The sequence below is a fragment of the Roseovarius tolerans genome, from assembly GCF_028885395.1.
Taxonomy (GTDB): Bacteria; Pseudomonadota; Alphaproteobacteria; order Rhodobacterales; family Rhodobacteraceae; genus Roseovarius; species Roseovarius tolerans.
The window spans coordinates 3,060,645-3,079,425 of record NZ_CP118494.1 but is presented as its reverse complement, the minus strand read 5'-3'; the positions used below and the strand labels follow the sequence as shown (position 1 = coordinate 3,079,425).

At 65.3% G+C, this 18,781-nt stretch carries 26 protein-coding genes and 1 pseudogene; 15 read left to right on the top strand and 12 right to left on the bottom strand.

Annotation, left to right across the window (positions count from 1 at the left end; all coding sequences use genetic code 11):
* Window positions 1-57: 57 nt before the first annotated feature.
* The gene (cobI, locus tag PVU19_RS15280; protein WP_420833271.1) at window positions 58-732 is read left to right on the top strand and encodes a precorrin-2 C(20)-methyltransferase; all 675 of its coding nucleotides are present in this window, start codon (window positions 58-60) and stop codon (window positions 730-732) included.
* Window positions 729-1,481 (top strand): precorrin-3B C(17)-methyltransferase, encoded by a 753-nt coding sequence (gene cobJ / locus PVU19_RS15275; protein WP_050664060.1) that lies wholly within the window; start codon window positions 729-731, stop codon window positions 1,479-1,481. The genes cobI and cobJ overlap by 4 nt, the downstream gene beginning before the upstream one ends.
* On the opposite strand, the gene PVU19_RS15270 is transcribed toward cobJ, so the two are convergent.
* Window positions 1,454-2,209, bottom strand: coding sequence for a cobalt-precorrin-6A reductase (locus tag PVU19_RS15270; RefSeq protein WP_050664059.1), 756 nt, complete (start codon window positions 2,207-2,209; stop codon window positions 1,454-1,456). The two genes, cobJ and PVU19_RS15270, sit on opposite strands and share 28 nt — an antisense overlap.
* On the opposite strand from PVU19_RS15270, the gene PVU19_RS15265 reads away from it, so the two are divergent.
* From PVU19_RS15265 to cobF, 6 genes are read left to right on the top strand one after another with little or no spacing between them, the layout of a single operon-like run.
* On the top strand, window positions 2,208-3,410 hold the full coding sequence (locus tag PVU19_RS15265; RefSeq protein ID WP_050664058.1) for a bifunctional cobalt-precorrin-7 (C(5))-methyltransferase/cobalt-precorrin-6B (C(15))-methyltransferase: 1,203 nt from the start codon (window positions 2,208-2,210) through the stop codon (window positions 3,408-3,410). The genes PVU19_RS15270 and PVU19_RS15265 overlap by 2 nt on opposite strands.
* Entirely contained in the window at window positions 3,392-3,787 is a 396-nt protein-coding gene (locus PVU19_RS15260) for a cobalamin biosynthesis protein (RefSeq protein WP_321164596.1), read from the top strand. The genes PVU19_RS15265 and PVU19_RS15260 overlap by 19 nt, the downstream gene beginning before the upstream one ends.
* The gene (gene cobM / locus PVU19_RS15255) at window positions 3,784-4,578 is read left to right on the top strand and encodes a precorrin-4 C(11)-methyltransferase (protein ID WP_050664056.1); all 795 of its coding nucleotides are present in this window, start codon (window positions 3,784-3,786) and stop codon (window positions 4,576-4,578) included. Before PVU19_RS15260 ends, cobM begins: the two co-directional genes overlap by 4 nt.
* Window positions 4,571-5,899, top strand: coding sequence for a cobyrinic acid a,c-diamide synthase CobB (locus tag PVU19_RS15250; RefSeq protein ID WP_050664055.1), 1,329 nt, complete (start codon window positions 4,571-4,573; stop codon window positions 5,897-5,899). Before cobM ends, PVU19_RS15250 begins: the two co-directional genes overlap by 8 nt.
* Complete coding sequence (gene cobA, locus PVU19_RS15245; protein ID WP_050664054.1) at window positions 5,896-6,636, top strand: uroporphyrinogen-III C-methyltransferase; 741 nt, start codon at window positions 5,896-5,898, stop codon at window positions 6,634-6,636. The genes PVU19_RS15250 and cobA overlap by 4 nt, the downstream gene beginning before the upstream one ends.
* Entirely contained in the window at window positions 6,629-7,387 is a 759-nt protein-coding gene (gene cobF, locus PVU19_RS15240) for a precorrin-6A synthase (deacetylating) (protein ID WP_050664053.1), read from the top strand. Before cobA ends, cobF begins: the two co-directional genes overlap by 8 nt.
* On the opposite strand, the gene PVU19_RS15235 is transcribed toward cobF, so the two are convergent.
* Window positions 7,359-7,499, bottom strand: a complete 141-nt coding sequence (locus tag PVU19_RS15235) for a hypothetical protein (protein WP_160316383.1) — start codon at window positions 7,497-7,499, stop codon at window positions 7,359-7,361. The genes cobF and PVU19_RS15235 overlap by 29 nt on opposite strands.
* Before the next feature lie 212 nt (window positions 7,500-7,711).
* A complete protein-coding gene (locus PVU19_RS15230; protein ID WP_274789801.1) occupies window positions 7,712-8,416 on the bottom strand; it encodes an IS6 family transposase in 705 nt (234 codons plus the stop codon).
* A gap of 404 nt (window positions 8,417-8,820) precedes the next feature.
* On the opposite strand from PVU19_RS15230, the gene PVU19_RS15225 reads away from it, so the two are divergent.
* The 3 genes from PVU19_RS15225 to PVU19_RS15215 all read left to right on the top strand — a co-directional run bounded on the left by PVU19_RS15225 (window position 8,821) and on the right by PVU19_RS15215 (window position 10,435).
* Window positions 8,821-9,387, top strand: coding sequence for an integrase core domain-containing protein (locus PVU19_RS15225; protein WP_235575895.1), 567 nt, complete (start codon window positions 8,821-8,823; stop codon window positions 9,385-9,387).
* 315 nt (window positions 9,388-9,702) lie between these two features.
* Entirely contained in the window at window positions 9,703-10,056 is a 354-nt protein-coding gene (locus PVU19_RS15220; protein WP_050664241.1) for a type II toxin-antitoxin system RelE/ParE family toxin, read from the top strand.
* A gap of 4 nt (window positions 10,057-10,060) precedes the next feature.
* Window positions 10,061-10,435 carry a helix-turn-helix transcriptional regulator gene (locus tag PVU19_RS15215; RefSeq protein WP_050664242.1) on the top strand — a complete coding sequence of 125 codons (375 nt, stop codon included), beginning with the start codon at window positions 10,061-10,063 and terminating at the stop codon, window positions 10,433-10,435.
* A gap of 176 nt (window positions 10,436-10,611) precedes the next feature.
* Here the strand turns inward: PVU19_RS15215 and PVU19_RS15210 are convergent.
* The 6 genes and pseudogenes from PVU19_RS15210 to PVU19_RS15185 all read right to left on the bottom strand — a co-directional run bounded on the left by PVU19_RS15210 (window position 10,612) and on the right by PVU19_RS15185 (window position 14,296).
* Window positions 10,612-11,605, bottom strand: a protein-coding gene (locus tag PVU19_RS15210) for an IS5 family transposase (RefSeq protein WP_235575896.1) whose coding sequence is annotated in 2 segments (ribosomal slippage) — window positions 10,612-10,932 and window positions 10,934-11,605 — 993 coding nt in all. Because the reading frame shifts where the segments join, the coding sequence is not laid out codon by codon here.
* 414 nt (window positions 11,606-12,019) lie between these two features.
* Window positions 12,020-12,331 (bottom strand): addiction module antidote protein, encoded by a 312-nt coding sequence (locus PVU19_RS15205; RefSeq protein ID WP_050664243.1) that lies wholly within the window; start codon window positions 12,329-12,331, stop codon window positions 12,020-12,022.
* Window positions 12,321-12,623: a type II toxin-antitoxin system RelE/ParE family toxin gene (locus tag PVU19_RS15200; RefSeq protein ID WP_050664244.1), complete on the bottom strand. Its 303-nt coding sequence runs from the start codon at window positions 12,621-12,623 to the stop codon at window positions 12,321-12,323. The genes PVU19_RS15205 and PVU19_RS15200 overlap by 11 nt, the downstream gene beginning before the upstream one ends.
* A gap of 108 nt (window positions 12,624-12,731) precedes the next feature.
* A complete protein-coding gene (gene nusG, locus PVU19_RS15195; RefSeq protein ID WP_050664245.1) occupies window positions 12,732-13,244 on the bottom strand; it encodes a transcription termination/antitermination protein NusG in 513 nt (170 codons plus the stop codon).
* Between the two features lie 315 nt (window positions 13,245-13,559).
* Window positions 13,560-13,874, bottom strand: a pseudogene (locus tag PVU19_RS15190) (acyl-CoA transferase); the annotation flags it as partial.
* The gene (locus PVU19_RS15185) at window positions 13,871-14,296 is read right to left on the bottom strand and encodes a MerR family transcriptional regulator (RefSeq protein WP_050664246.1); all 426 of its coding nucleotides are present in this window, start codon (window positions 14,294-14,296) and stop codon (window positions 13,871-13,873) included. The pseudogene PVU19_RS15190 and the gene PVU19_RS15185, both read right to left, overlap by 4 nt.
* A 76-nt stretch (window positions 14,297-14,372) precedes the next feature.
* On the opposite strand from PVU19_RS15185, the gene PVU19_RS15180 reads away from it, so the two are divergent.
* From PVU19_RS15180 to merA, 4 genes are read left to right on the top strand one after another with little or no spacing between them, the layout of a single operon-like run.
* Window positions 14,373-14,762 (top strand): mercuric transporter MerT family protein, encoded by a 390-nt coding sequence (locus PVU19_RS15180; RefSeq protein ID WP_050664247.1) that lies wholly within the window; start codon window positions 14,373-14,375, stop codon window positions 14,760-14,762.
* 18 nt (window positions 14,763-14,780) lie between these two features.
* A complete protein-coding gene (locus PVU19_RS15175; protein ID WP_050664248.1) occupies window positions 14,781-15,086 on the top strand; it encodes a heavy-metal-associated domain-containing protein in 306 nt (101 codons plus the stop codon).
* 4 nt (window positions 15,087-15,090) lie between these two features.
* Window positions 15,091-15,324, top strand: coding sequence for a mercury resistance system transport protein MerF (gene merF, locus PVU19_RS15170; protein ID WP_121096992.1), 234 nt, complete (start codon window positions 15,091-15,093; stop codon window positions 15,322-15,324).
* Complete coding sequence (gene merA, locus PVU19_RS15165; RefSeq protein ID WP_050664250.1) at window positions 15,317-16,753, top strand: mercury(II) reductase; 1,437 nt, start codon at window positions 15,317-15,319, stop codon at window positions 16,751-16,753. Before merF ends, merA begins: the two co-directional genes overlap by 8 nt.
* A gap of 50 nt (window positions 16,754-16,803) precedes the next feature.
* On the opposite strand, the gene PVU19_RS15160 is transcribed toward merA, so the two are convergent.
* Genes PVU19_RS15160 through PVU19_RS15150 form a run of 3 tightly spaced genes read right to left on the bottom strand, consistent with a single transcriptional unit; the run spans window position 16,804 to window position 18,757 of the window.
* A complete protein-coding gene (locus PVU19_RS15160) occupies window positions 16,804-17,436 on the bottom strand; it encodes a DUF6441 family protein (protein ID WP_050664251.1) in 633 nt (210 codons plus the stop codon).
* The gene (locus PVU19_RS15155) at window positions 17,433-17,744 is read right to left on the bottom strand and encodes a head-tail joining protein (protein WP_050664252.1); all 312 of its coding nucleotides are present in this window, start codon (window positions 17,742-17,744) and stop codon (window positions 17,433-17,435) included. Before PVU19_RS15155 ends, PVU19_RS15160 begins: the two co-directional genes overlap by 4 nt.
* Window positions 17,744-18,757 carry a major capsid protein gene (locus PVU19_RS15150; RefSeq protein WP_050664253.1) on the bottom strand — a complete coding sequence of 338 codons (1,014 nt, stop codon included), beginning with the start codon at window positions 18,755-18,757 and terminating at the stop codon, window positions 17,744-17,746. The genes PVU19_RS15155 and PVU19_RS15150 overlap by 1 nt, the downstream gene beginning before the upstream one ends.
* Between the last annotated feature and the right edge of the window lie 24 nt (window positions 18,758-18,781).

The window sequence follows — 18,781 nt, the reverse complement described above, 5'->3', positions numbered from 1 at the left end:
GTGACCCGGCCCGCTACCATCCATGGCGTCGGCCTCGGCCCCGGTGATCAGGACCTGATGAGCGTGCGCGCTGACAGGTTGCTGCGCAGCGCCACGCATGTGGCATATTTCCGCAAGGCGGGCCGACGCGGACGTGCGCGCACCTGCGTCGAAGGCATGCTGCGCCCGGATGCGGTCGAGATCCCCATGGAATACCCCGTCACCACCGAGATCCCGCTCGACGATCCGGCCTATGCCGCCTGTCTGTCGGAGTTCTATGCCGATGTGGCGGGCCGACTGCGCGAATTGGCCCAAGGCGGCACCGAGGTCGTAGTGCTGTGCGAGGGTGATCCGTTCTTCTACGGCTCGTTCATGCATCTCTACACGCGGTTGAAGGACGATGTCCCGGTGCGTGTCGTGCCCGCGATCACCGGCATGTCGGCGGCCTGGACGGCGACGGGCCTGCCGGTGACATGGGGCGACGACGTGCTGACGGTGCTGATGGGCACCCTGCCTGAAGCCGAGTTGACCCGTCGCATGGCAGGCAGCGACGCCATCGTCGTGATGAAGATCGGGCGGCTACTGCCAAAGGTGCGCGCTGCCCTCGACGCCGCCGGCAGGCTCGACACCGCGTGGCTGGTGGAATGCGCCAGCATGGCCGAGGAAAGGGTCATCCCGCTGGCCGAGGCCGGGGACCGCACCGTGCCCTACTTCTCGATCGTCATCGTGCACGGTCAGGGGCGGCGGCCATGAGCGGCGGGCTGGTGATCGCCGGCCTGGGACCCGGAGACGATGCGCTGGTCACGCCCGAGGTCTCGGCGGCGCTGGAGCGCGCCACAGACGTGATCGGCTATATCCCCTATGTCGCGCGCGTGGCCGACAGGCCGGGGCTGGTGAAACATGCCAGCGACAACCGGGTGGAGATCGACCGCGCGCAGCTTGCCCTGTCGCTGGCGGCCGAGGGGGCCCGCGTCGTTGTGGTCAGTTCCGGCGATCCGGGCGTTTTCGCCATGGCTTCGGCGGTATTCGAGGCGGTCGAGGCCGGTCCGGTGGCATGGCGCGCGCTGGATATCCGGGTGCTGCCCGGCATCACCGCAATGCTGGCTGCCGCCGCGCGGGTAGGCGCCCCGCTGGGGCATGATTTCTGCGCGATCAATCTCAGTGACAACCTCAAGCCCTGGGCGGTGATCGACCGCCGGCTGCGCCTCGCGCTTGAGGCCGATTTCGCGATCGCGCTCTACAATCCGCGCTCGGCTGCGCGTCCGGAAGGGTTCGCCCGTACGCTGGAGCTGTTGCGCGAGGCCTGCAAGCCAGAGCGCGTTATGATCTTTGCCCGTGCCGTCTCGACGCCCGAGGAGGATCTGCGCGTAGTGGCATTGGGCGAGGCCGCGCCAGGGATGGCCGATATGCGCACCGTGGTCCTGATTGGGTCGTCGGCCACGCGGATCATCGCGCGCGACGGCACACCGCTGGTCTATACGCCCAGATCGGTGCCGGTATGAGCGATCCAGTCAAGCACCGCCGGGACGTGATGCAGTTCGGCCCGGTCGGGGGGCTCGGGGCGGTCGATCATCACCACTGGCAGGCCGAGCGCGCGGGCCGCCGTGATCTTGGCATAAGCCCCGGTGCCGCCGGCGTTTTTCGACACGATCAGTTGGATCCCATGACGTACCATCAGCGCGCGGTCGGCCGCCGCGTCGAACGGCCCGCGATCCACCACCACCTCGGCCTCGGGCAGGGGCAGCGCGGCGTCGGGCGGGTCGATCAGACGCAAGAGATAAGCGTGCTGCGGGTTGGGTGCGAATTCGGCCAGATGCATGCGGCCCACGGCCAGCATCACCCGCGTCCGGGGCCGGTCGAGCGCCGCGACAGCACCCCCGATGTCGGGCACCCAGATCCAGTCGTCCCCTTGTTGCGGCGCCCAGGGCGGCCGCGTCAGCGCAACCAGGGGCACGCCTGCCCCCGCGCAGGCCGCGACGGCATTGCGGCTCATCTGTGCGGCGAAGGGATGCGTGGCGTCGATCACATGGGTGATCCGCGCAGCGTGCAGATACGCCGCCAGCCCAGCGACGCCGCCAAACCCGCCGACCCGCTGCGGCAACGGCTGGCGCATGGGGCGTGCCACGCGGCCCGCGAAGGACAGGGTGCCTTGAAGGCGGCGATCCGCCACGGCGCGGGCCAGCGCCGTCGCCTCGGTCGTGCCGGCAAGGATCAGGAGGTTGGGCTGCATGGCTGAGCTTCCGTGGCTGATGATCGTGGGGCTGGGCGAGGATGGCGCGGACGGCCTGCCGCCCGCAAGCCTGCGGGCGCTTGACGCCGCCGAGATCGTGATAGGGCCGGCGCGCCACTTGTCGCTGCTGCCCGATCTGGACGCAACCCGGGTTGAATGGCCCGTGCCCTTTGCCGAGGGTCTGACGCTCCTGCACGGCTATCGGGGCCGGCGCGTCGTGGCGCTGGCATCTGGCGATCCGTTCTGGTTCGGCGCGGGGTCGGTGATCGCGCGCGGTCTGGAGCCGGACGAGTGGCGCGCGCTGCCGTCCCCGTCAAGTTTCGCACTGGCTGCCAGCCGCCTCGGCTGGGCACTGGAGACGACGGTGTGCCTTGGCCTGCACGCGACACCGCTGGCGCGCCTGCGGCCGCATCTGGCCAGAGGCGAGCGCGCGATCCTGCTGCTGCGCGACGGCGCGGCAGTGGCCGATCTGGCGCGGTATCTGGTGGCCAAGGGGTTTGGCGCAAGTCACCTGACGGTGATGGAGGCGCTTGGCGGCCCGCGCGAACGGATCATGCCGGTTCGCGCGGACGCCCTGCCGGACACTGTTTTCACGCATCCCGTCGCGGTCGCCGCAAAATTCGACGGCACCGGACGTGCCCTGCCTTGCGCCTCCGGCATCTCCGACGATCTTTTCACCTCGGATGGCCAGATCACCAAGCGCCCCGTGCGCGCGTTGGCACTGTCGGCGCTGGCCCCGCAGCCGGGCGAGGTCCTGTGGGATATCGGGGGTGGCTCGGGATCGATCTCGGTCGAGTGGTGCCTGTCGCATCCCCGCAACACAGCCACCTGCGTCGAGACCCGCCCCGACCGCGCCGCGCATATCCGCAGCAATGCACAGAGCTTTGGCCTCGATCACCGGCTTTCTGTCGTCGAGGGCATGGCGCCGGATGCGCTGGCTGACCTATCCGCGCCCGACGCCGTGTTCATCGGGGGTGGGCTGTCAGAAGCGCTGCTCGACGAGCTGCACGCGCGGCTGGCCTCCGGCACGCGGCTTGTGGCCCATGCCGTCACGCTCGAGTCCGAGGCGCTGCTGGCCGAGTGGTCGGGGCGGATCGGTGGTGATCTGATGCGGATCGAACTGGCCAGTGCCGCGCCACTGGGCACCCGGCGCGGCTGGGTGCCCGCGCGGCCCATCGTGCAATGGCAGGTGGTGCTGTGATCGTGGCGGGCTTCGGATTTCGCGCCGCCGCCACTGTGGCGAGCCTCGAAGAGGCGCTGCATCTGGCGCGGCAAGGGCATGACGGGCATCTGTCCATCGCCTGTCTCGCGACCGCCGCCGACAAGGCCGGGACCGCAGCGTTTCGCACACTGGCCCTGCGGCTCGACCTGCCGACATGCGCAATCGACAGCGCCGCACTGACCGCTCAGCCCACGCCGACACGCTCAAGCGCCTCGCGGGTCGCCCGCGCCACCGGCAGCGTGGCCGAGGCCGCCGCACTGGCCGCAGCGGGGCACAACGCCCGGATCGTCGTGGCGCGCGTGATCTCGCCCGACGGGATGGCAACCTGCGCTCTCGCTGAAAGGAACGACCCATGACAGTCCATTTCATCGGTGCCGGCCCCGGCGCGCCGGACCTTCTGACGCTGCGCGGGCGCGACCTGATCGCGGCCTGCCCGGTCTGCCTTTATGCCGGGTCGCTGGTGCCCGAGGCCGTGCTGGGCCATTGCCCCGCCGGCGCGCGGGTGATCAACACCGCGCCGATGGATCTGGATGCGATCATGGCCGAGATCGCCAAGGCGCATGCGGCGGATCAAGACGTGGCGCGGCTGCATTCAGGTGACATGTCGGTGTGGTCGGCCATGGGCGAACAGATCCGACGCCTCAAGGAGATGGGCATTGCCTACACCGTCACCCCCGGCGTACCGTCTTTCGCGGCCGCCGCCGCCACGATTGGCGCGGAGCTGACCCTGCCCGGTGTCGCGCAATCGGTGGTGCTGACCCGGACGCCCGGGCGCGCGTCCTCCATGCCCGAGGGCGAGACGCTGACCGCGTTCGGCGCGACCGGCGCGACGCTGGCGATCCACCTGTCGATCCAGAACCTTGCCCGCGTCACCGCCGATCTGATCCCGCATTACGGTCCTGACTGTCCGGTGGCGGTGATCTGGCGTGCCAGCTGGCCGGATGAGCGGGTCGTGCGCGCCACGCTCGCCACGCTTGAGGGCGCAATGCCCGACGGGATATCGCGCACCGCGCTGATCCTTGTCGGGCCGGCACTTGCCGCGTCGGATTTCGACGAGAGCCGACTTTATGCGGCCGATTATGACCGCCGCTACAGGCCGCAATCGGCGACAAGCCCGTGGGCAGACTGGAGTGAACGTGATGACTGAGACGCATGGCGCATGGCCGCCGGGCCTGATGGTGTCCGCCCCGGCCTCGGGGACCGGCAAGACCACTGTGATGCTGGGGCTGTTGCGCGCTATGGCCGATGACGGCCTTAGCGTGCAGCCCTTCAAGTCGGGGCCGGACTATATCGACCCGGCCTTTCACCGCGCTGCAAGCGGGCGCGCGTCTTTCAACCTCGAGACATGGGCCATGGGGCAGGACCTCTTCAGCGCCATCGCGCATCACGCCACGGGTGCCGATATCTGCCTCGCCGAAGGATCGATGGGGCTGTTCGACGGTGTGGCCACGCGTGGCCTTGCCGGGTACGGGTCCAGTGCCGAGACCGCCGCCGCGATGGGCTGGCCGGTGATCCTGGTGCTGGATGTCAGCGGACAGGCGCAGTCGGCGGCGGCCACGGCGCTCGGGTTTGCAAGTTACGATGCGGACCTGCCCTTTGCCGGCGTGATCCTGAACCGCGTGGCCAGCCCCCGCCACGAGCGTCTGACGCGGGCGGGGATGGACCGCGCCGGGCTGCCGGTGCTGGGCGCGCTGCCGCGGCGCGGCGATCTCGCCCTGCCAGAGCGGCATCTGGGCCTGATCCAGGCAGTGGAGCATCCCGACCTCGACGCAGCGATCGCGGGCTATGCCGATTTCCTGCGGGCGCATGTCGATCTGGATGCGATCCGGGCGGCCGCCCGTGGCGGCACGGCCCCGGCGGCGGGCAGCCTGCCCGCGCCGCCCGCGCAGCGTATCGCGCTGGCGCAGGATGCCGCGTTTTCCTTCACCTATCCGCATATCCTGGCAGGCTGGCGCGCCGCAGGGGCCGAGATCCTGCCGTTTTCGCCGCTCGCCGACGAGGCACCGGACCCGTCCGCGGATCTGGTCTGGCTGCCGGGCGGCTATCCAGAGTTGCACGCGGGTCGTCTGGCCGGCGCGACGACGTTTCTCGCCGGTCTGCGCGACCACGCCAAAACAAGGCCCGTGCATGGCGAATGCGGCGGCTACATGGCGCTTGGCGCAGCGCTGATCGACAAGGACGGGGTGCGCCACGAGATGGCGGGGCTGCTCGGGCTGGTCACGTCCTATGAGACACGCAAGTTCCATCTGGGCTACCGCCGCGCGGTGCTTGGCGGGCCGATGCCGGGCCACGCGCCGGGCACGGCCCTGCGGGGACACGAGTTTCACTATTCCACGATTCTCGACCAGCCCGACGCGCCGCTCGCCGACGTTGCCGATGCCGATGGAACCACGGTGCCCGAAACAGGATCGCGCCGGGACCATGTCACCGGCACATTCTTCCACTTGATCGCCGAGGAAACACCGTGACAGGCACCCTCAAGGGCTTCGTCAGCTTCGTGGGGTCCGGCCCCGGCGATCCGGAGCTTTTGACGCTCAAGGCCGTCGACCGTCTGAAACGCGCCGACGCGATCCTCTACGACGACCTGTCGGCGGGGCCGATCCTGTCGCATGGGCGCATCGGAGCAGACCTTGTTGGCGTGGGCAAGCGCGCCGGGCGACCCTCGCCACGGCAAGACCATGTCAGCCGCCTGCTGGTGGAATACGCGACCGACGGCGCGCGCATCGTGCGGCTGAAATCCGGTGATGGCGGCCTCTTCGGGCGGCTCGAAGAAGAGCTGATCGCGCTGCGCGAGGCAGGCATTCCGTTCGAGATCGTGCCGGGCGTCGCCTCGCCCTTCGCCGCCGCCGCCGATCTAGGGATACCGCTGACCCGGCGGTTGACCGCGCGGCGCGTGCAGTTCGTGACCGGTCACGACGCCGGCGGGCAGCTGCCCGACGACCTGAACCTCGACGCGCTCGCCGATGCGCGCGCCTGCACGGTGGTCTTCATGGGCAAGCGGACCTTTCCCAAACTTGCTGCGGCGCTGATCGCACGCGGTCTGCCCGCGGAGACAACCGCGATCCTCGCCGAGGCGGTTGGCACGCCCGAGGCCAGCACCCTGCGCAGCACGGTCGCGGGACTGGCCGAGCGGCTGTCATCCGGGATCGGTACGAAACCGGCCCTCATCCTGTACGGCTCATTGGCAGATCAAGGCGATGATTGACCTCTGGCTCATCGGGATCGGGACCGGCAACCCGGACCACGTCACGCTGGAGGCACAGGCGGCCCTGCGGGACGCGGCGCTTGTGCTGGTGCCGCGCAAGGGGCCCGACAAGAGCGACCTTGCCGATCTGCGCCACACCATCCTGCGCGCCTGCGACAGCCCCGCCCGCGTGGTCGAGTTCGACATGCCGGTGCGCAACGAGGCCCTGCCATATGGCGCGCGCGTGGCCCGGTGGCATGACGAGATCGCCACTATCTGGGCCGAGACGATTGCAGCGGCGCAGCCAGACGGCCCCGTCGCGCTGCTGGTCTGGGGCGATCCCGGGCTTTACGATTCCACCCTGCGCATCGCCGCGCGGCTGGACCCGGTGCCCCGGCTGCGCGTGCTGCCCGGGATCACCGCGCTCCAGGCGCTGACCGCAGCCCATGCGATCCCGTTCAACAGCGTCAATGGCGCCGTCACCGTCACCACCGGGCGGCGTTTGCGCGCGCAGGGCTGGCCCGGCGCGGCCGATACGGTGGTCGCCATGCTGGACGGTGCCTGCGCGTTTCAGCATCTCGATCCGGACGGTCTTCATATCTGGTGGGGTGCCTATCTGGGCATGCCCGAGCAGGTGCTGGATGCCGGGCCATTGGCCCGGGCAGGCCCGCGCATCATCGACGAAAGAGCCGCGGCGCGGGCGCGCCACGGCTGGATCATGGACACTTACCTCATGCGGCGGGTCACGCCGCCGGGTGATGCAGGCGATTGACGAAGACACCGCTATGCTTGAAGCGGTCGACTGTATTGGCCAGTGCGAGCGCGCCGAGATCGACCAACGGCTCGATCAGGACCACCAGCATGTACGCGGCACGGAACGCCACAACGTCCGACGGTCTTGTCCTGTGTGGATGGCTCCGTTTGTGCAAGGGTTGATTTGAGTTGATGTTGATCGTTGCAGGTTGCGGTCATATGACCGGCCTGTTTGTGCGGTATGTCTGACCGCTGTGGTGCCACAACCACTGTGCTCAATGCGTTTTCTGGGTGCTGCCAGACGAATTCGAACTCGTCTCCATTTGGACAGAGACGCTGACGCTTATGCTGTGCAGAGACCGCGCCACTCGGCGAGGGCGGCGGCGCGGTTTCGCTTGAAATTCTGTCTGCTCGAGAGGCTGCGTTCCTGATTGAAGAGGTTGTAAACTGAGGCGTGGACTGAGGCGAACTTCTGCAAACTTCGCATCCGCCTGAAGCGCAGCATGGCTCTCTCACGTCGTCGAAACGGCAGGTGCGAATTTTCCGCCCTGTTGTTCAGCCAGCGACCGGTTTCCTGGCGATCGGCCGCGCCGATCTCCTTCAGCGCCGCGCCGTAGGAGCGTAGCTTGTCTGTGACGATAACCTCTGGTCGACCGTGCTTACGCATTGCTTTCTTGAGGAATTTCAATGCGGCCTTCTTGTCGCGCGACTTTGTTACGAAGCTTTCCAAGACCTCGCCCTCGTGATCCACGGCGCGCCAAAGGTAATGTCTCTCGCCGTTGATCTTCACGAACACCTCATCCAGATGCCAGCGCCAGCGGCTGGATTTCATTCCAGCGATGCGGTGCTTTTTGATCTCGGCAGCGAACATCGGACCGAACCGGTGCCACCAATACCGCACGGCCTCATGGGTGACATCGATGCTACGTTCGTGGAGCAGATCTTCGACGTTGCGGAGCGACAGCGGGAACCGGACGTACAGCATCACCGCCAAGCGGATGATTTCCCGGCTGGTTTTGAAGTACTTGAAAGGGTCTCGTTTTTCCATCCGGGCAGGGTAGGGGGTGTACACTCCACCCGCAAGCTGAGTTCCTTTGACAAGACCAGCTATTACGCATCGGGGCTGAGTGTGGGCACGAGATCGACGGGCTCATAGAAGTTGCCAAACCGGCGACCTACAAACGCTGGCTCGCCCAAATGCGCGGTGGAACCCCCTTCAAGTCGGTGGGACGGCCGCGCCTGACGCAAGAGCTGCGCGACGTCGTCACCCGGATCGGATCTGAAAACCTCCTTTAGGGCTACAAGCGGATCGCGGGCGAGCTGAAAAAACTGGGGCTTTATGCCGGTGCAAATTCCGTCAAACGCATCCTTACTGAGGCGGGCATTCACCCGAGCCCAGAGAGGCGAAAAAAGAAGCCGGCCCTGCCGTGGACCACATTCATCCGGGCGCATATGGAAAGCATGATCGCCTGCGACTTCTTCTCCAAGACCGTATTTACGCTCCGTGGGCCAAGGACAGCCTATGTGCTGATGTTCATCCACCTCGGCAGCCGCCGCGTATTTTGCAGCGCTCCGACCTATACCCCTGACTCGGCATGGACTACCCAGCAGGCCCGCAACACTTTGATGTGGTGCGCTGAACACGGCATCACACCGGATTTCCTGATCCGCGACGCCGACACCAAGTTCAGCGTTAACTTTGATACCGTCTGGGCGTCGGAGGCCGCGCGGGTCATCCAGATCCTGCACAGGGCACCAGACGCCAACGCTTTCGCAGAATCTTTCATCGGCACCATCAAGCGCGAATGTCTGGGTTTCTTCGTCTGCTTCAGCCGGTCCCAGCTCGATTACATCCTGCGAACCTGGGTGCGCCATTACAATTTCGAGCGCCCGCATCGCGGACGGGACATCGGGAACAACGTACTTCTGGTCAATTTCCGGCCCGCCCGTGATGGACCAATCACTCGCAAACGCGCGCTTGGCGGCATCATCACATCTTACTCCCGCGATGCAGCATGATTTACAGCTCTGCGTAAGGCGTGTGGCAACTCGAGACACCCATGTTCGCCGCTACACCAAAAAACAAGCAGCAAGATTTTTCAATGAAACCCTCTCTACCCCTTAAGTAATTGTAATCATTAATGTTGCATACGGTTCGAAAGTCATTCGGTTCGAGCGGGACTGGCAGCGAACCAAAGATCAAACCTTCCTTAGTCAACGGTCTTGATGGATTTTAAATCGGCCTTCCAGTGCCAGGCATGTACAAATGCCCACAGACACATGTTGCCAAAATAGTGCTCCAAGGCTATATATCTCAAAAGACATGAAGACCGTATGCCGTGGACAGTTTCGTTCTCAGAGGAGTTCGAGCCGGAGTTCGACGAACTTCCGCAAGATGTGCAGGACGCAATCCTCGCCCGCGCCCTGCTTTTGGAACGAGAGGGGCCATCGCTTGGTCGACCGCATGCCGACACCCTGACCGGGTCGAAGCATGCGAACATGAAGGAATTGCGATGCAATGCCGCTGACGGCGTGTGGCGCATTGCCTTTGCATTCGATCCCGACCGGCAGGCGATATTGCTTATTGGTGGGGATAAATCAGGTGGCAGCGAAAAGCGCTTCTACAAGCAGCTGATCGCTCGAGCCGACGAGCGGTTTGAGCGTCATCTGGCAAAACGGAAAGGATGAAACAATGGTACGGACCCTGAAAGACAAGCTTGCCGCGCTCGATCCTGCCCGGCGCGGGGGCGTCGTGGCTGAGGCTGAGCAGCTGCACACAGAATATCTGACGCTGCAGGAGCTTCGGAAAGCCAAGGATTTGACGCAGGTCCAGCTGGCCGAAACCCTCGGCATCCAGCAAACGACAGTCGCAAAATACGAGCGCCAGAGTGATTTACTGCTATCAACCCTCTCGAGCTACGTGCGGGCCATGGGGGGCAGCCTCAAATTGACAGTCGAGTTTCCTGGCAAGAAGCCAGTGGCACTCGACGGCCTTGGGGACTCCGATGAACCGCGTCGCCGTCGCCGTACGGCGCGCGAAGATCGGCAGACCGCAGCACGCACCTGATCATCAGAAGTAATAATTCACTCGCTTCGCTTAAGGAACGTCTGATCAACGGGTTCGGCTTCGCCGCGATGTCGGCCTGACGGCTCTACGGACCAAGAGACCAACCATTCTGGATCGGTTCTGCGGTTTTCGAACTGCCACAGCGGCGGTTTCGCGGTTTTCGGACGGACTCATCCTCATGCAAGCAGCCTTCGTCGAACCAGAAACAGGTTGCCGAGCGCAAACAGCGTGAAGAGCTGCGCACGGTTTTTGGCCAGCCCACGGTAGCGGGTCTTCACATGGCCGAACTGGCGCTTGAGAACGCGGAACGGATGCTCGACCTTGGCGCGCACCATGGCGATGACCCGGTTGATCTTCTCGTCGATGGGGTCGAGCTTGCCGCCCTTGGGCGCCTTGCGCATTACACCCCAGACTTTGCCATCCTTGGTGAACGCGGCCTCTCGCTCAGCGCTGACATAACCTTTGTCCATTGCCTGGCAGGGCATGTTTACATGCCCGAGAAGGGGCCCAGACCGAGGCCTCTTCGCCGTGCAAGAGCTCATCCCATACGCGGCTGTCATGGACTTTCGCCGTTGTCGCCTCGAGGCTGTGGACCGTGCCGCTGTCCACATCGACGCCGATGTGCGCCTTCATACCGAAATACCAGTCGTTGCCCTTCTTCGTCGAGGACATCTCGGGGTCACGTGCCTTGGACCGGTTCTTTGTTGAGGACGGAGCATCGATAATGGTCGCGTCCACCAGCGTGCCCGCGCGCAGCGTGATGCCATTGTCGGAAAGGTGGCCATTCACCTCAGCGAAGAGCGCCTCGGTCAGTTCGTGCCGCTCCAGCAGGTGGCGGAAGTTCAGGATGGTGGTCTCATCTGGAATGCGATCGTCGCCAAGCTCAATCCCGGCGAACCGGCGCATCGCTTCGCTGTCGTAGAGCATCTCTTCCGCCATCGGATCGCTCAACGCATACCAATTCTGAAGGAAGTAGACCCGGAGCATCATTTCCAAAGACATCGGCGGGCGACCGCCCTTCGGCCCGACCTTCGGGTAGTGCGGCGCGATCAGCGCCAAAAGACGGACCCAAGGCACCACCACATCCATCTCCGCCAGGAACAGCTCCCGCCGCGTCTGCTTCTTCTTCATCGCATCACGAAGACCGGGGAAGGCTGGCTGCTTTGGCATCGGACAGGCTCCTTGGAGGGTTCCCCAAGTCTACCAGATCACGCCGAAAGGAGGAGGTTTTTCAGACGTTCCTTAAGATTAAGTATCCGCTTTGACCCAGTGGCTTAGCGATGGTAATAAAATGGCACAAAGACAGGGATGTCCGACTAGCCGTTTTTCACGGTATCATCCCTTCACCCTTCGGCGACATATCCTTCCTCGCCGCCTTCAGGTGCAGCGCTACGTTCTCAGCGGTGAACTTGTAGCCCTTCCCGTCCGGCACGCGCGTGGCGGAAACAGGATACTTGGCCTTATGCGAAGCAATGCCCGCGACGCGAACACAATTCACCGTCTGAACGCCTGACTGGTGTTCCTTCCGACAGCAAGTGGGGCTGGCGGCGTGCCGTTCACACTCATCGCGTCACGGGACTTATCTCACGCCGCCGTGTTATGCGGCTTGACACTATCAGGCTGCGCAATCAGCTTTATGTTGAGCGAGGCCAATACCTTGAGCACGGTACCGAACTCAGGGTTCCCGTTGGCGCTCAGCGCACGATAGAGGCTCTCGCGGCTAACACCTGCATCTTCAGCGACGCGCTTCATCCCTTTAGCTCGCGCAACAACACCGATCGCATCAGCGATGAATGCGGGATCTTGCGTTTCAAGCGCATCCGATAGGTAGCCGGCGATCATTTCATCGTTGTCGAGATACTCAGCCGGATCGAAATCGTTGATTTCATGTTTCATTTCCAAGTTCCTTCCAGATGCGCTGCGCCTTCGTGATGTCTCGCTGTTGGCTTTTCTTGTCACCTCCGCACAGCAGAAAGATGATCTCATCCCCTTGCTGGCGAAAATAGACGCGGTAGCCTTTTCCCTCATGGATGCGCACCTCACTCACGCCATGACCTACAGGTTCAACATCGCCAAAATGCCCGAACTTCAGTCGCTGCAACCGACTGGTGATTTTTTGCTTCGCCCGCTGGTCACGCAAATTGCGCAGCCAGGAAGAAAAGATGTCTGTTTGCCTGATTACGAACATAACTCCATGTAGCCTCTGAGCTACACATTTTCAAGAGCCTTGTCACACGTTGGCCCCTTGGAACTCAAGATTGATTTCACTGCAGATAAAAACCTGTCAGAGGCAGCGTCAAACCGCTCGCAGCTGGTCTGCCCCAACCGCAACACGGGTCTGCCCGCCCATGATCTCCATCAACACCCAGACGCGCCGATCGGGAGCGATCCTCTCCACCTCGGCCACGAAGTTGGCGAACGGCCCTGTGTTTAATGCGACCTGATCGCCGGACTTAAGTAGCTTGGGCGGCAGCACTTTGCCATCAGCGTCGCAGCGCAGCATGATCTGGGACACGAGATCAAGAGGCACTGGTGCTGGTTCTTTGCCAAAGCTCACCAGTCGCGTGATGCCGTAGGTCGAGTTGACGCAGCGCCAAAGGCCGCGCGTCACATCAAGGGCCACGAAGATGTAGCCCGGGAATAGCGGCCGCATCGCGCTGATGAACTTGCCGTTGCGCTGGCGCGTTTCCTCTTCGAGGGGCAGGAACGTCTTGAAGCCCTGCCGCGCGAGGTTCTTATCCGCGATCGTGGCGCAGTTCGGCTTCAGCTGCGCTAAAAACCATGTTGTGCCAGGATCGTGAACCGTCATCTTGCGCCCTCTTGAAACTTTGCACCCATATATCGCTCAAAGTCGAACAAAGACAAGCGAATAAGCGGAACAAAGCGCCACACTCGGGTGGGCATCATGTCAACAGAGTAACGATCAAGCCATTGATAGAATACAACTATCCAGAAGTATCGACTTGATACCAACCCTTACCCACGCAAACGTCCGGCTGGAAAGAATTGGACTGTGGAGGCTGAGTTGGGCGAAAATAGTGAGATTACCGAGCTTCGGGCGGCGCTATATGTGCGCACGGCGACAGAGCATCCGCAATATTCGACCGACACCCAGTCAGAAAAGCTCCACGACTACCCAGTCACAGAGCCCGCTCAGCGTGCGGTCGGCGGCGAGCGCCGTGCCAATGCTGGCGGTCAGCGTGTCGAAGGCGGCATCACGGTCGGCGCCCTGAACCACCGCCTCGATCTCGGCGCGGTGCTGGTAGTGATAACGCAGCGGCGAAAACGTCACCTCCGGCTCCCCCGGCTCGCCGTCGCGCAGGATCAGTAATCCATCGGCCGGGACGCGCTCGGGCAGCACCTCGCTGCGCAAAGCGGTGGCGGGAAGCGCCGAGAGCCGCGCGTTCAGCGCGGCGAGGATGGTTTCGCGAGGTGTCATGGGTCGGCCGGGTTGGAAATCGCGTCGAGCACCGGACAGTCGGGGACTTCGGCGCCCGAACACCTGGATGCGGTTGCAGCGAGGACGGTTTCGATACGCCGGAGATCCGCGATCCTCGCGCGGACATCGGCAAGGTGGCGCTCCGTCCGCTCCTTGACCTCTGCGCAGGTCGGCGCGGCGCCGTCTTCGAGCCCCATCAGTCCGCGGATGTCCTCCATCGAGAACCCGAGTTCGCGGGCGCGCAGGATGAAGCGCAGACGTGTGGCGTGCGCGGTGGAATAGATGCGGTAGCCGGCGTCGGTCCGGGGCGGGTCGGGCAAAAGGCCGGTCTTCTCGTAATAGCGGATCGTCTCGATGTTGCAGCCGGTCGCCCGGGCCAGGTCGCCGCGTGTGAAACCGCTCTCGCGCTCGTGATCGGTCATGGGCAAGTTTCCTCTTGAGCCTGTAGTTGCTACAGACCCTACACCTCTCCTAAATCACAGACGAGAGGTGCGCGACATGGCGCTGACGGACGACCGAACGGACAGCACGGGCGCGGATCGCCCCGCCCGAAAGGGCTGGCTTGCGGCAGGCGGTGTGCTGGGCGCCTTTCTCGCCTCGGCCTGCTGCATCGGGCCGCTGGTGCTTTTGACCCTCGGCATCTCGGGCGCCTGGATCGGCAACCTGACGGCGCTGGAGCCTTACAAGCCGATCTTCGCCGTGATCGCGCTCGGCTTCGTCGGGGCGGGATTCCGGCAGGTCTATTTCCGCAAGCCGACCGTCTGCGAACCCGGTTCCTACTGCGCAAGGCCAGCATCGGCGCGCATCACCAAGACCGCACTCTGGGCCTCGCTGATCCTCGTTGTCGCAGCACTCACCATCGACTGGTGGGCCCCGCTTCTCTACTGATCCCGGAAGGACACCCTCATGAAGAAGTTCCTTGCCCTTGCACTGTTCGGCCTGACAGCCGTCGCCCCGATGACCGCCACTTCTGCGGTCGCGCAGTCCGTCGCCGCGGAGCAGACTATCACGTTCGCGGTCGACAACATGACCTGCGCGCTCTGCCCGATCACTGTGAAGCGTGCGATGGAGGGCGTCGCGGGCGTGCGCACTGTCGAGATCGACTTCGAGGCACGCACCGCCACGGTGATCTACGACTCCGCCGCGACCAGTGCCGACGCCATCGCGGCGGCCTCGGCCAATGCGGGCTACCCGGCGCGGGTCGCGGGCTGACGGGATGACCGAGCAGACCGACCGCAAGCTGATCGCGACAGGGATCGTCGGCACCGTCATCGTGGCGCTCTGCTGCTTCACGCCGATCCTGGTCGTGCTTCTCGGCGCCGTGGGACTGTCGGCCTGGCTGGGCTGGCTCGACTATGTGCTGCTGCCCGCACTCGCCTTTTTCGTCGTGCTGACGGTGTATGCCGTCTGGCGGCGGCAGCGGCGCCAGACCACTCGAACGGATGGATGACTTGATGAAAGACGATTGCTGCACGCCCAAGGGTGACTATGACCTCGCCGTCATCGGTGCGGGCTCGGCCGGCTTCTCGGCCGCGATCACGGCCGTCGAGGGCGGCAAGCGCGTCGCGCTGATCGGCCACGGCACGATCGGCGGGACCTGCGTGAACGTGGGCTGCGTGCCCTCCAAGACGATGATCCGCGCGGCCGAGGCCATGCATGGCGCGAAGGCCGCGCGCCGTTTCCCCGGACTGTCGGGCGACTCGCAGGTGACCGACTGGGCGGCCCTGATCGGCGCAAAGGACGACCTTGTCGCAAGCCTGCGACAGAAGAAATATGCCGAGCTGCTGCCCGAGTACGACGGTGTCACCTATGTCGACGAGGGGCCGGCGCGGCTCGTGGATGGCGGCGTCGAGGTCGGCGGGCGCAGGATCGCCGCGCCAAGGGTGATCGTCGCAACCGGCGGGCGGCCCGCAGTGCCCGACATCCCCGGCATTGCGGATGTGCCGACGCTCGACAGCACCTCGCTGATGGAACTGGAGCGGCTGCCCGAGAGCCTGATCTTCCTCGGCGGCGGCTATATCGGCGTGGAACTGGCGCAGATGATGGCGCGGATGGGCGTCCGCGTGACCATCGTCTGCCGGTCGCGCCTGCTGCCGCGCACCGAGCCGGAGGTGTCCGAGGCGCTCACGGAGGTCTTGCGGGAAGAGGGTCTGACGATCCTCGACGGCGTTCGCTACGAGGCTGCACGAGAGGTGGATGACGGCGCGCTCCTGTCGGTCACGCGGAACGGGACCGTCCGCGAACTGACGGCCGACCATCTCGTCCTGACCACGGGACGCGCGCCCAACACCGAGGGGCTGGGCCTGGCCGAAATGGGCGTCGAGACCGACGCGCGCGGCACGATCAGGGTCGGCGACGACATGGCCACGACACGCCCCGGCATCTATGCGGCAGGCGACGTCGCGGACCGCGACCAGTTCGTCTACATGGCGGCCTACGGCGCAAAGCTCGCGGCCCGCAACGCCGTGCTGGACGGCGCCGAGCGCTACGACAACGCGGCGATGCCGTGGGTGGTATTCACCGATCCGCAGGTCGCGGGCGTTGGCCTGACCGAGGCGGACGCGCGCGACGCCGGCCATGACGTGAAGACAAGCGTGCTTGACCTCGACAACGTGCCCCGCGCGCTCGCCGCCCGCGACACGCGGGGGCGGATCAAGCTGGTCGCAGATGCGCAGACGGACCGCCTGCTGGGCGGCGTGATCATGGCGCCGGAAGGGGCCGACAGCGTTCAGACGCTGGCCATGGCGCTGAAGTTCGGCATGACGACGAAGGCGCTCGGCGAGACGATCTTTCCCTATCTGACCACAGTCGAGGGCCTGAAGCTCGCCGCTCAGACCTTCGACATGGATGTCGCGAAGCTGTCTTGCTGTGCTGGTTGAGCCGATCCAACAGCCTCGAAACTTCTGCGGCGTTTGGCGATCCGACATGATCAAAGCCGCCCCTCCACCCAGTTCGCCACGATCAACCCGGGCACGCTGTCACGCGCGCGCTCGGCGTCCCGGTCGAGATCGAGCCGCTTCGGCAGCTTGACCTGCGGGACCAGCAAGAAGATCGGCGCGGTGACCTGGTTGCGCCCCGTCTTGGCGCGTGAGGCCACCGCGGTGCCCCGCGTGTTGATCCGGGCCCGATCCGCGACGAGCAGGCTCGGGCCGCGGCGGCGATAGACGAACCGCAGGCGCAGACCGCGGCGGCGTTCCCATTCGTCGGGGGTGATCTTTCCGCCGCGCAATCCGCGGCCGGCGGCGGGCGTCGGGATCGCGAGCCAGAACCCGGCCTTCGAGCGGATCAACGGGCCGGTGTCGTGGGCGCCGACGATGGCGGGCGCCTTCGACCAGACCAGCGCCGCCGCGCCGATGCTGGTGGTGCCCTTGGGCCAGGTCTCCGCGCGGATGCTCTTGGCGAGCCGCTGACCCAGCCCCGCGCCGATGATCTGGCGGCGCCAGTCGGCCTTGAGCTGCCCGCCGGCCTCACGCATGGCCGTGGTCACCGCCCGCTCGCCGGCCTTGATCTCGGCGGCCATCAACGAAGCGAGGTCGGGCGTGACGTCGAGTTTCAGCTTCATGTCGGCCTCAGATCCACGGTCCAGACGAGCCGCTCGCGGTCGCGGACCGGCTCGCCCTGGATCAGGAAGGCCTCGCCGTCGATCTCGATGCGGTCGCCGGGGCGCGGGGTCGGAACCTCGGCTACGCGCAGATCCACGCGCGTGGTCTCCGACCAGAGGCGCGCGTCGCCGAAGCCCGTGGTCTCGTCCGCCCGGCGGGTCACCACCCGGACGAGGACAGGCGTTCCACCCTCGGGCGTGTAGACGGCCTCGCGGGCGATGTTGTCGTCGGCGAAGAGCGCGTCGAGCGCCATCGCAGCCGCCGTCATCAGGTCCGCCGCGCGCTGCGCAGGACCTGCGGTCGGGTGCAGATCGGCAGCGGGTTGCTCTCGATCTCGAGCCGCACCCATTCGTCGCGGTCCCGGTCCGGGATCATGCGGGCATAGAGCGGCAGGCCGACGGTGTTGACCGTCTCGAAGGTGTCCGCAGGCGCGTAGTAGATCTCGAACAGGCCTTCGACGCCCTCGGGGTAGAAATACGCCTTGTCGGTGGGCACGCCGAAGCCCAGCCCGCCGCGATACCGGCGGAAGGTGATCCCGCCGAAGCTGACCTCCTCGCCCACGCGGCCGCGCAGATCGGCGGCCGCCGCGGTGTTGAGATAGGTCTCGCGCACCTCCTTGTGGGCGACGAGATCGGCGAAGAAGGCCGAGCCGCATTCGGCGCGCAGCTGCACCTGGCCAGCGGCGAGCCCGCCAAGGCTGTCCTCGACGCTCTCGATCAGAGCCTGGCAGCGCTTGCGCAGCGCGCCGGAGGCGGGCGTGGCGTTGTCGAGGTCGAAGTCGACCTCCGTGGCCGGGGTGATGCCGAACTCGGCGTGGTAATCGATCACCGTGGCGCCGTCCCTGGGGTCCTTCACCACGCCCTGGATGCCGTTGAAGAGGTGGAACTCGAACGTGGCCTCGGCGTCGTTGCGCAGGCGGCCCAGCTTGCGGGCGACCTCGGCCTGCACCTGCTGCACCGCGGTTTCCGAGCCGAAGTCGCGGATCGCCTGGATCTCCGAGGCCCAGAGCACGTCCTGCTTCTTGAACTGCCGGCAGACAAACGCCCGCATCTCGCGGCGTTCAGGCGTCTGGCTCTCGTAGGCAGAGCCACGCTCGGAGAACGGGATCAGCGACAGCGTGCCGTCGCGGCTCTCGATCATCACGGTGCGGCTGCGCACACCGCGGGCGCCGAAGAGGTCCGCGCCCGACAGGATGGCGGGCTTGTAGGGGATACTCTCGAGCGCGCGGGTGAGTTCGACGATGGTGAAGGCATCGCCTTCGAAGATGTCCATGGTGGCCATGTTGATGCCTCCTGTCGGTTTCGG